The organism is Candidatus Korarchaeota archaeon NZ13-K (assembly GCA_003344655.1).
Taxonomy (GTDB): Archaea; Korarchaeota; Korarchaeia; order Korarchaeales; family Korarchaeaceae; genus Korarchaeum.
Window position 1 is genome coordinate 1 of the sequence record MAIU01000033.1, and the last position, 10709, is coordinate 10709.

Here is a 10709-nt window from a genome sequence, read left to right on the forward strand (position 1 = left end):
GGTCAAGGCTCATGGGACTCGCTCCCAGCTCCCCTCCGGTCACAGCAGCCTCTATGCTCATCCAGGGATTCGCAGGCTCCACAGGAGAGTCGCTACTCCCAGAGATCCTCAACCCGAGCTCGATCATCTCCCTGAACCTGTAGGCGTGCCTCACCCTACTCCCGAGCCTGCTCCCCAGCCACCAGTCGGTGACCGTGAAGTGCGGTTGCACTGCTATCATCTCCGGCCTCGCCCTGGCCAACCTCTCGAGGAGATCGGGAGGGGTGAGCGAGGCGTGCTCCACCCTCAGATTATTGAAACCGCTTTCAATGGCCTTAATCACCTCCTCCAAGGCTCTGTCACCTATGGCATGGACGGCTAATTTCTTTCCCTCGGCCCTCAGGTGCTCCGCTATGCGGGAGATCTCCCTCCAGTCCATCAGGAGCATCCCCCTGTTCCCGGGCTGGTCCTCGTACTCCTCCCTCAGGGCGGCGGTCCTGGCCCCGAAGCTGCCATCAGCGTAAACCTTGTTGCCCTCCACCGAGAGCAAATCCCCCCTGAGATCCGAGCTCAGCCCCCGGGAGAGGTAGAGCCTCACCCTTATCGGCAGGAGGCCCCTCTCGAGCAACCCCCTCAGAACGTTCAGCTCCTCCAGCGAGGCGTCCATGCTGTGCACCTCTGTGATGCCGAAGGATGAGAGAGTTCTCATGGCCCTCAACATCAGGCTTTCGACCTCCTTTGTAGCCCTAATCCTTCTCATCGCCTCATAAAACTCATCCTCGAACAGGAGGTCCTTGTGGATGCCCAGCTCCTTCATAGCCCTGGAGTTGACAACGCCCGCGTGCATGCACACCCTGGCCAGGATGACTGGGTTGTCAGGAGCCGCCTCATCCAGATCCTGGGCCCTCGGGTATCTCCCCTCCGCGAGGAGCTCCTGGTCCCATCCCCGCCCCACTATCCACTCCCCGGGCCTCGACACCCTGACCCTGGACCTAACGGCCTCCTTGAGCTCCTCTATGCTCCTCACCCCCCTGAGCTCGAGCTCCCGCATGGAGAGAGCGTAGCTGAGGAGGTGTATGTGAGAATCAACAATCCCGGGGATCAGGACCCGACCCTCGGCATCCAAGAACCTGGCCCTTCCCCTGTACCCCTCGCAAAGGCTGGAGGATCCCACCTCGAGTATCCTCCCGTTCCCGATGACGACGCAACTCCTCTCGTAGCTCCCCATGACCCTGGCGTTCTCGATGGCGAACAGCAAGGGATCACCCGGGGGGTGTCTGCGGGCAGCTTATTACCGCGACCCCCGGCCCTGGGCTCCGGCCCGAGCTAATGAATTCTCCAGCGGACCTCCCGCATCAGGGACAAAGGGAGCTCATTTCTGAGCTCCTCAGCCCTCCTCACGGCCGCCAACACTGCATTCATGAGGGCAGCCCTGAACCCACGCCTCTCCAGCTCATGCAAGCCGGCTATGGTGACGCCCCCTGGGGTGAGGACCATGTCCCTCAGCTCCGCTGGGTGCTTCCCCGTCAAAACCATCTTTGAGGCACCCAGAAGGGTCTTGGCAGCCATCCTTATGGCCAGATCCCTAGCGAGACCAACCCTGACACCCGCATCCGCCAGGGCCTCCACCATCATGAAGACGTAAGCCGGGCCGCTGCCGCTCAGTCCGGTCACCGCATCCATGAGCTCCTCCTCCACGACGACGCATTCACCGACCGAGCTGAATATCCCCTTGGCGACCTCTATGTCAGGCTCCCTCGCGCTCCTGCCAGGGGAGAGAGCGGTTATGGACTCGCCCACGATCAGGGCGAGATTTGGCATGGCCCTGACGATCCTGGCACCGGGCATCAGCTTCTCCAGGAATTCTGTGGTCAGGGACGCCGCCAAGGAGATCACAAGCTTCCCCCTCACTCTCTCCCTTATCTCATCCGCCAGATCCATGATCTGCTTTGGTTTAACCGCTATCACGACAACACTTCCCCTGCTAGCGGCCTCCTCGCTTGGAAGGATCTCAATACCAGAGGACTCGACATCCCTGTGCCTCTCCGGGTGGGCCGTGGAGGCTAGGACGCGATAACCCTCCTTGGAAAGGGCCAGGGCAAGGGAGGTGCCTATCCTGCCCAGGCCGATCACCGCCACGGGCTCAAACAGGAAGGCGCTCACCCATGATGGACCCCGCTCGGCTCGAGCCTCCCTAATTTAAAGCTGCACCTCAAAGCCGCATGCAGGGCTTCGGGATCAGAAGTCCATGGAGTTAACTATCTCATCCGGGAGTCCGGGGCAGTTGATCCTGAGCCAGGCCTTGCTCTCCTCTATCTCCGCCCTCAGGAGCTCCTCGAACTCGCTCATGCTGTAGTGAGCCGTTGGGCTCAGCTCCCTGAGCCTCCCCTCCTCCAAGCCCGGGATCCTCCTCGGCACGAGCACCCTCTCCCCCCAGAACGGATGGGGCTCGTACTCGACGGCTCCCCTGGAGGACTGAAGTATGAATAGCTCGTCCTCCTCTATGGTCGGCTTGGAACCGCCCTTAATCCTGATCCCACCTCCGGACTCCTCCATCAAGGGCTCCGGGACCATGAGCCTCCTCCCTTGGATCTCCCTCTCGACCCACCTGTAGTCCGCTCCCACCCTGCCCGTGGTCACGAAGACGTATACCTCGATCGGATCGCTCTCCCTCCTCTTCCTCAGCATCTCGTAGAACCTCATGACGTGCATCGAGTCCGGCACCCCTATGGTGAACTCGGAGAACCTGGGGACGTACCTTATCTTCCCGACCAGCTCCTTGGCCTGAGCCGGGTGACCTATGGTCTTACCGTCCGCCAGGAACTTGGCGGCGACCGCGGGATCCTCCACCCTCATCCAGGCGTAGGAGGTGAAGTAGCTGGGTGATAGGAAGAGGGCCGTGGTGAGCGGACCGCTCGAGGCCACATCCCCATCGAAGAATCCGGTATCCTCCAGGTAAAGCACGGTCCTCGAGTTCCTGTTTGGCCTCCCGAAGTACCTGAAGAGCTCCCCGGAGAAGGAGGGGTAGCCCCTCTCATCGAACTCCGTGTTCTCGTGAAGGGCCCTGCTGCTCATGGCCCCCCTCCACATCGCCACCTGCTCTGGTGTCAAGTCCTCGGTCTTCGTCCACGCCCCGCGCTCCGATCCGTAGACCCTATCCTCGCATATCGCTATTATATCATCGTTCCTTATCACCTGATCCCTCACGAGCTCCAAGGGATTGACCCCGAACCTCTCCACGAAGATCCTCGAGTTCACCTCGTCCCAGGCGTAGAAGCTGTGGGTGGACTTGCCGCTCCCGGTCAACCCCCATATCGCCATGACAACCCTTCTCCACCTTCCATCAACTCCCTTGACGGTGAACTCCCTCAAGGCGGCGTGCTCCCCCGTGCACCCCTTCCCATAGACGTAGTTGATCCAGTGGCAGAGAACCCCCTTCTTCACCTCGCCCTGGTAGGATGAGACCGTGATTATGGTCAGCCAGTCGTTGGGGAACCTGAGGACCATCATCATCCTGTCTGTCCCGGGTATCATGGGGTTCCCCAGGTAGTGGGGGATGACGAAGAGCACGACATCGGGCCTCCCATCCCTGGGAGCTGGGAAGACGAGCTGAGACCACCTGTAGGCTATGTCCGGGAACTGGGGATCCACGTAAACCCTGGCGTGCATCTGAACCTTTGTGCCGGGCTTACCGACGTAACCATCCACCTTTATCAGGGGACCCTGCGCCAGTATGTGCTCGAGCACCCTCATCATCAGCAGCTTGTGCTCCCTCCTAAGCTCACCCTCGTCATTCACAACCACTGTGTTCGCGGCGGACCTGCTCCATATGTTGGATGCCCATCCCCAGGCACCGTTCGCGTAACGCGTCCCGTAGAGCTTCGCCCTCTCAAAAAGGTCATCTGGGTTGTCCAAGATCGGGGTGATTCCGGCCCTCCTCTTCGCCTCCAGGATCCTCTCGAAGGCCTCCATGAAGCTCTTGGGGGTCATCTCCTCCAGAGGGGGAATAAGCTCCCTCATGATTCACCAGCCCCCAGAGAATCGGCCACCTCCCCTATCACCCTGAAGAGCTCCCTTATCTCAGGCTTCCCGAGGACCCCGTAGCTCACCCTGAAGAACTCCCTTCCTCCCCTGAAGGCGGCCGCAGGGACTATCCCGACAACCGGATCCCAGTCCAGCAGCCTTATAGCGAGCTCATTCGAGTCCCTCACCTTGGGATGCCTGGCGTAGAGGTAGAAGGCTCCTCCAGGCTCCGGGAAGATGAGCCCGGCTTCTCTAGCCCTCCTGACGACCTCCTCCCTCAGCTCCGCGTAGCGTCCCCTCACCCCGGCGAAGTAATCTTCGGTCGCCGACCTTATCATCTCCGTGATCAGGAGCTGCGAGGCCTCCGAGGCGCCGGCGGTCATCAGGTAGAGCAACCTGCCGACTATCTCTGGTCTCTCGGCCCCCCAGTAGATGTAGCCTATCCTGATCCCGGGAAGGGCGAAAGTCTTGCTGAAGGTGTCGGCGATCACGTCCCCGACGACCTCGACCTTATCACCGAAGTATATCTGGGAGTAGGCGGCATCGTTTATCAGGAGCACGTTCCTCCTGCTCAGCTCGGACCAAAGATCCCTCAGCTCCGAGTTTGGGGCAACATGACCGGTTGGATTGTTCGGGTAGTTTATCAGGACTGCTGATGCATCATCGGACTTGCTCAAGATCTCGTTCACAAGGTCCTCGGAGAGGGGATCGTATGCGGCCACGCTGTAGCCGAACTCCGTCGCATGCTCGAAGTATTGGGGAAAACCGGGAGCCGGAACCAGGATCCTGCCCCTCCTCAACCTCTGGGCGGCCAGCGCCGATATGAGCAGGGACTGAGCGCCCCCATTCGTTATGAAGATCCTCTCCTCATGAAACTCCCTGCCAAGAAACCTCTCAGCGAATTCCACAATGCTCTCCCTAGCTACCTCCGTTCCCACGAACGGCAGGTACCTCCTCCCTATCTCCCCCATCCCTCTCAGGACCTCGGAGACGGGAATCGGGGGCTCGTGGGAGGGTTCGCCTATGTGAGCGTTTATGACCCTCCTCCCCTCCCTCTCCCTGAGCCTGCAGGCCTCGAAGATGTCCCTTATCGTGATCATCGCCGGAGCTCCAAGTGAATCATAATTAATCTATCGCAGCGCCCCCTCAGGGGCGAGCGCGCTCAGGACCGCATTCACCGCGCTCTCTAGGGATCCCCTCACCTCCTCGCTCAGCCCCTCACCGATCCCCAGGTCCTTTGGCTGAACGCCCACGATGAGAACCTCCCTCGGGTATCCGGTGAGCTCCCTAACCAGCCTCAAAAATTGGATTGGGGAGAGGGAGTGAGTGGAAGTCCTGATCTCCATGGTATCCAGCTCCTCCATGCTCCTCACGATCAGGCTGCCCGGCTCCCCGCCGAAGTCCACAGCATCAACTAGCACAAGCCTATCCAACCCCTGGAGCCTGTCGAGGATCTCGGAGATGTCAGGGCCGGATGCGATGACCTCAATCCCCCTGGCCCTGAGCTCATCGCACACAGCGAGCCCGAACCCGTCGTCAGACCTCATAACATTGCCGACGCAGAGCACCAGCGTCCTCATTCCCTCCTCAGCCTCACCAGGTGGACCGAGCAGGATATGCAGGGATCGTATGCCCTCACAAGCATCTCCAGCTTGAACCTCAGCTCCTCATCGCCCAGGCCCCTCAGGTTGCCGACCGCCGTCCTGATGTGGTCATCGATGTTGGCGGCGTTCTGGGCCGTCGGGGTAACTATGTTCGCGAAGATCACCCTTCCATCGTCGTCCAGCCTGTAGTGATGGTAGAGAAGTCCTCTGGGAGCCTCGACGGCGGCAATCCCCTTCCCGGCTCTCGGGGAGACCTCCACCATGAGCTCATCCTTCAGTCCCTCATCCAGCAGGCTGTTTATGAGGTCCACGGCCCTCTCAACGCTGTAAAGCAATTCTATGGCCTGAGCCAGGTTGTTGGAGAAGGGGTTGGCATCATCGATCTTCCCCTCCAACTTCCCGTAGGCCTCCCTCGCCTCGCCGTACAGCCTGCTCCTGTTGAGCAGCAACCTGGCCAGGGCACCTGTCATGAAGCTCCTCCCCTTGTAGCTGGAATGCTTCGCAGATGAATGCCCCACCGTGGTCTCATTAGTCAGCTCCATGTACCTCTCCACTGGATACCTCCCGCCGTCCGACACGAGGACGTAATCCCCTGAGTAGCCGTAGGCCTCTCCGGGATCCACCGCCATGTAGAGGTTGCTCCTCCTCGCAAAGCTCGGCATCTCAAGTGATGAGAAGACCCTAACGGCCTCTCTCGCGCCATCAATTGATTCCTCAAGCTGCCTCGCCAGCCTCTCAAGTTCCTCGCTCCTCGGAACCCTCGTGTAGCCCCCGGGCTTGGTGACCACACCGTGAACAGTTCTTCCCGTTATCGTCTCCTTTATCGCGTTACCGGCTCTCTTCACCTTGAGGGCCAGCTTCACCGTCTCCGGGTACTTTCCGGCCATGCTCACGGCATCCTCATATCCCAGGAAGTCGGGGAGTGCGAGGAAGAAGAGGTGCAGGGCATGGCTGTGTATCACATCGGAGATCAGCTGCAGCTCCCTGAGGACCTCGACCTGCCTGTCCACCCTCACCCCCATCGCCTTCTCTATTGCCCTGGAGCTCACTACCTGGTGGGGATCGGGGCATATCGAGCATATCCTCGCGGTTATGTCCGGGACCTCGTAGTACCTCCTCCCAATGAGTATGCGCTCGAAGAACCTGGGACCCTCGTATATCCTCAGGAAGGCCCTCTTGACCTCATCACCCTCCAGTACCACCTCTATGCTGCCGTGACCCTCCACCCTCGCCAGATGCTCAACGGAGATCTCCCTCATGAGATCACCCCTCCAAACCCAACAACTTGGCCACATCCTTGTACCTGGCTCCGAACATGCTCATAAGGTCCAGCACGGTCTTTCTGTCATAGCCCTTCTTCAGGAGAACCTCGAGCTCCCCGCTCACGTTGGCCTCATCCCTGAGCGGGCCCCTGCAGCCTATGCAGGCGGTGTTGTAGGATGGGCACCTCGCATCGCAGCCGGCAACGGTAACGGGTCCGAGGCAGGGCAGCCCCCTCTCGACTATGAGGCAGGGTATCTCCCTGACCTTGCACTCCACGCACACCGGGTAGTCCGGGAGGACCGGCCTGACCTCCCTGACCAGATCTATGAGGAGCTCCGCGAACTCCCTCCCCTCTATCGGGCATCCCTGGAGCTCGTAATCGACCTGAACCACCTCGGAGAGACCCTTGTGCTCTCCTAGAAAACCATATAGGTTCTCATCAGTTCCATATACTGATCTCATGAGGTCCCTCCAGTCGGTCCCGCTAGTCGAGGCCTGTATCCCTCCCCAAACTGCGCAGTCCCCTATGGCTACCAGAATCTTGCTCTTCCTCCTTATCTCCTCCAAGTACTCCAGGTCCTTCTTCGTCGTGACGGAGCCCTCCACGAATGCTATGTCCACCTTTCCAGGTAGCTCAACGCTGCTGGCCAGCTTGAATTCCACTATCTCGACCAGGCCCAGCAGGTCGAGAAGCTGATCCTCCATGCCGAGTATCGTCAGGTACTCCCCCTGACAACCCGTCAGGGAATAGAAACCGGCTCTGGGCTTCTCCATTCAGATCGCCCCCCTTATCGAGAGCACATCGAAGTAGGAGAAGACAGGTCCGTCCTTGCAGACGTAGGTTATCGAGGTCGCCCCTCCGATTATGCAGTGACCGCACTTGCCGACGCCGCACCTCATCCTCCTCTCCAGCGTCACGTAAACCTTCCTGGGCGAGAAGCCCCTCCTATCGAGCTCCCTGAGCACGAACCTGTACATCACCGGAGGGCCGCAAACCACCGCATAGGTGTTCTTAGGATCGAGGTATCTGTCGGCTAGCTCGAAGAGCACCGTCACGACTCCCTTCCTGACACGCTCCGGGTTCCTCCTCATCAGCTCCTCGTAGAAGGGGTCATCCTTCTCGAAGGATATGAAGGACCTGAAGCCGGAATCCCGCTCGAAGGGCTCCAGGACCTCCTCCCTGAACAGGGTCTCCTCGTAGCTCTTGACGCCGTAGAGGAGGTTCACGTCCCCGTACCTCTCCCTCCTGTCGAGCACGTACTGGAGCACTCCCCTCAGCGGGGCCATGCCGAGACCGCCCGCTATGAGGAGGACGTCGCTTCCCTCCATCTCCTCCACCGGGAACCAGTTGCCGAAGGGCCCCCTCAAACCCACCACATCCCCCCTTCTCAGCCTGTGGAGCGCGTTCGTAACCCTTCCCACCCTCCTGACGAGGAGCTCCAGGGGACCGGGTCTCGTCTGGGATCTGCATATTGAGATCGTGGTTTCACCGACGCCGTACACGCTCAGCTGGACGAACTGCCCCGGCATGTACCTGAAGCTCCTCTCGTACTCCTCATCGAGAAATCTGAGGCTGAAGAGCCTCTCTATGGATGTCATCTCCCTGATATCTAGGATCTCGGCCGGCTTGGGGACGAACTGCTCCTCCTGAAGCTCGATCACCTCACCACCCCCCAGACGGAATTGAGCACCTCCACGTGATCTATGCCCGCTGGACAGAAGACGGTGCACCTACCGCAGCCGACGCAGTAAGGGAGTCCCGTCTCAACGTTTATCCCGCTCTTGCAATTGTACCTGTGGACGAACCTGTCGAACCTGGTCGGTCTGAAGTTGAGACCTCCCGCCACCAGGGCGTGGCTCCTGAGGAAGCAGGAATCCCACCTCCTCTCCCTCACGCCGTTCTCCAGCGAGAGGTCAACCCTCTCGAACACATCATAGCACCTGCAGGTCGGGCAGACGAGATTGCAGGAGCCGCAGGCGAGGCACCTGCTCACGTACTCATTCCAGGCATCGCTATCGTGCAGGGAATCGGCCACGTCCGGTAGGTGGGATGAGATCAGCTCCTTCTTGAACATCGAGGCCCTCCTCCTCTCGAACTCGGCCAGCCTCATGAAGTCCTCCCTCTCCGGCTTCTTCAGGAAATCAGCCCCCTCAAGGAGGCTCTCTCCCCTCTCGGAGGCCACCCTCAATATGTAAGATTCCCCTATGTCGTGCAGGAAGAGGTCGAACCCATCGTAAGCGTAATCGGTTCCCATGGACCTGCAGAAGCACTCATCATCCGGCAGGCAGCTGATCCCCACTATCAGGGTGCGCTCCCTCCTGGAGGCGTAGTAGGGGTCTGGGTGCTCATCCATGTATATTGAGTCCAGCACCTTGATGGCGTTTATGTCGCAAGCGTGCAAGCCGAATAGCACGATGTTCCGAGGCTCCTCCCTGAGTAGCTCATAACCCCTCCTCAGGTTGACCCTCAGGATCTCCTCCCTGGGTCTCACGAAGTACTTCTTAGGTGGGATCATGGTCCTCGTGTAGCTCAGGTCCATCTCATCAGCGGAATCCACCCTCCTGAAGGAATGGAACTTCCCATACCTCACCGGCCCGTGAACCTCACCGAACTCCTTGAGCGCGCTCAGGAGCTTGGGCAGATCACCCTTGCTCATTTTGAGGTAGAGCGAGGTCACCACCCCCTTGAGCTTCATGCAAAATTTTAAAATAAAAAAGATTATCCTTCCAGTTCTCAATACAAACTTGAAGAAAACTGGGATCATTCGGAAAAATATCTATCTTAATATTGCTCATTTAGGTATAATATTATTGAATCATCGTCATTTAATTCAAATATTTTTCATAAAACTGTGAAACCAATTTATTTGATGTGTATTAGGTGGAATTTAAACGGCTTCTCCCCCATTCTTCTCATTACATTTTACTTATAACTCCGATATTATGAAGAAATATTTAGGTTCAATAGGGGATCAATCGGATCAATCATCAAGTCCTCTCGCGATCCGCTCCCGGGGATTCACCTGTGGAGGAGGATCGCATCTCCCTGCTCCACTCCCAGGTCCCGGGCGACCACGGCGCACTTCACCACCAGCATGTGAAATATCCCGCTCAGCTCCCCCAATATCTCGTAATTCCCCTGACCCTTGGATATGACCAGGTCGTGCTCCTTCAACCATCTCCTGACCTCCTCGGACCTCCTGTCCGGTCCCGTCCCCGGTTCCCCGTTGCTCACGACCCTCACATCGACGCCCGGTAGCCTCGAGAGGCTCACCTGCTCGAAGTCCTCGAGCGTCGCATCGTTTATCATGGGCCCTCCCTTGACGACGAAGGTCACCCTGAGGTCCCTCATGCCCATCATGGTCTCCAGCAGGAGCTTATCGAAGACTATCTCCCCGGCGTTGTCGGAGAAGTATAGGACTGAGGAGGCCCTCTCGAACTCCCGCTTGAAGGCTTCGTAGTGATCCACTCTCAGCTCGGAGTTGAGCAGCCTGTTCAGGGTGCCCTCCAGATCGTAGGAGGTGTAGGGGCCGAAGTCAATCACGTTGCCCGCTATGGCGATCTTGATCGAGGTCTTGAGGGGATCCTGGCTCCCCATTATCAGATCCTTGCATCTCCCGTAAAGCCTCAGGGCCTCCTCATTGCTCCTCCTCTTGACCTCAGCGTAGGGATCACCGCCCGCGTACCTCCTTATTATTGCCTGGACAGCGTAGTCCATCTCGGGGGGACTCACGTTCCAATCAGCCGATAATAAGTACCTCATGACCTCCCTCTGGGCCTCCTCTATGAGACCATCCTCCAAGGGGACCAACCTCAATGCGTTGACAGTCTGCCTGAGGA

Annotated in this window: 10 protein-coding genes; all 10 read right to left on the reverse strand. The window is 58.9% G+C overall.

The window, feature by feature from the left end:
* On the reverse strand, positions 1 to 1237 hold a 1237-nt coding region (locus BA066_04655), incomplete at its 3' end, for an amidohydrolase (protein RDD53386.1).
* Between the two features lie 68 nt (positions 1238 to 1305).
* A complete protein-coding gene (gene proC, locus BA066_04660; protein ID RDD53387.1) occupies positions 1306 to 2178 on the reverse strand; it encodes a pyrroline-5-carboxylate reductase in 873 nt (290 codons plus the stop codon).
* A 39-nt stretch (positions 2179 to 2217) separates the two neighbouring features.
* Entirely contained in the window at positions 2218 to 3999 is a 1782-nt protein-coding gene (locus BA066_04665) for a phosphoenolpyruvate carboxykinase (ATP) (protein RDD53388.1), read from the reverse strand.
* Positions 3996 to 5102: a pyridoxal phosphate-dependent aminotransferase gene (locus BA066_04670; protein RDD53389.1), complete on the reverse strand. Its 1107-nt coding sequence runs from the start codon at positions 5100 to 5102 to the stop codon at positions 3996 to 3998. Before BA066_04670 ends, BA066_04665 begins: the two co-directional genes overlap by 4 nt.
* Before the next feature lie 30 nt (positions 5103 to 5132).
* Positions 5133 to 5582, reverse strand: coding sequence for a hypothetical protein (locus BA066_04675; protein RDD53390.1), 450 nt, complete (start codon positions 5580 to 5582; stop codon positions 5133 to 5135).
* Positions 5579 to 6901 (reverse strand): Ni/Fe hydrogenase subunit alpha, encoded by a 1323-nt coding sequence (locus tag BA066_04680; protein ID RDD53391.1) that lies wholly within the window; start codon positions 6899 to 6901, stop codon positions 5579 to 5581. The genes BA066_04675 and BA066_04680 overlap by 4 nt, the downstream gene beginning before the upstream one ends.
* The gene (locus BA066_04685; protein RDD53392.1) at positions 6870 to 7643 is read right to left on the reverse strand and encodes a hydrogenase; all 774 of its coding nucleotides are present in this window, start codon (positions 7641 to 7643) and stop codon (positions 6870 to 6872) included. Before BA066_04685 ends, BA066_04680 begins: the two co-directional genes overlap by 32 nt.
* Positions 7644 to 8528 (reverse strand): cytochrome-c3 hydrogenase subunit gamma, encoded by an 885-nt coding sequence (locus tag BA066_04690; GenBank protein RDD53394.1) that lies wholly within the window; start codon positions 8526 to 8528, stop codon positions 7644 to 7646.
* Positions 8528 to 9526, reverse strand: coding sequence for a hydrogenase (locus tag BA066_04695; protein RDD53395.1), 999 nt, complete (start codon positions 9524 to 9526; stop codon positions 8528 to 8530). Before BA066_04695 ends, BA066_04690 begins: the two co-directional genes overlap by 1 nt.
* Before the next feature lie 362 nt (positions 9527 to 9888).
* Positions 9889 to 10686 carry a DUF89 family protein gene (locus BA066_04700; protein RDD53393.1) on the reverse strand — a complete coding sequence of 266 codons (798 nt, stop codon included), beginning with the start codon at positions 10684 to 10686 and terminating at the stop codon, positions 9889 to 9891.
* Between the last annotated feature and the right edge of the window lie 23 nt (positions 10687 to 10709).

Bases quoted from the DNA above. Each gene is read 5' to 3' on its own strand.
- BA066_04685 (RDD53392.1), bottom strand. From the start codon at position 7,643: ATGGAGAAGCCCAGAGCCGGTTTCTATTCCCTGACGGGTTGTCAGGGG.
- BA066_04695 (RDD53395.1), bottom strand. From the start codon at position 9,526: ATGAGCAAGGGTGATCTGCCCAAGCTCCTGAGCGCGCTCAAGGAGTTC.
- BA066_04670 (RDD53389.1), bottom strand. From the start codon at position 5,102: ATGATCACGATAAGGGACATCTTCGAGGCCTGCAGGCTCAGGGAGAGG.
- BA066_04675 (RDD53390.1), bottom strand. From the start codon at position 5,582: ATGAGGACGCTGGTGCTCTGCGTCGGCAATGTTATGAGGTCTGACGAC.
- BA066_04680 (RDD53391.1), bottom strand. From the start codon at position 6,901: ATGTGGCCAAGTTGTTGGGTTTGGAGGGGTGATCTCATGAGGGAGATC.
- BA066_04665 (RDD53388.1), bottom strand. From the start codon at position 3,999: ATGAGGGAGCTTATTCCCCCTCTGGAGGAGATGACCCCCAAGAGCTTC.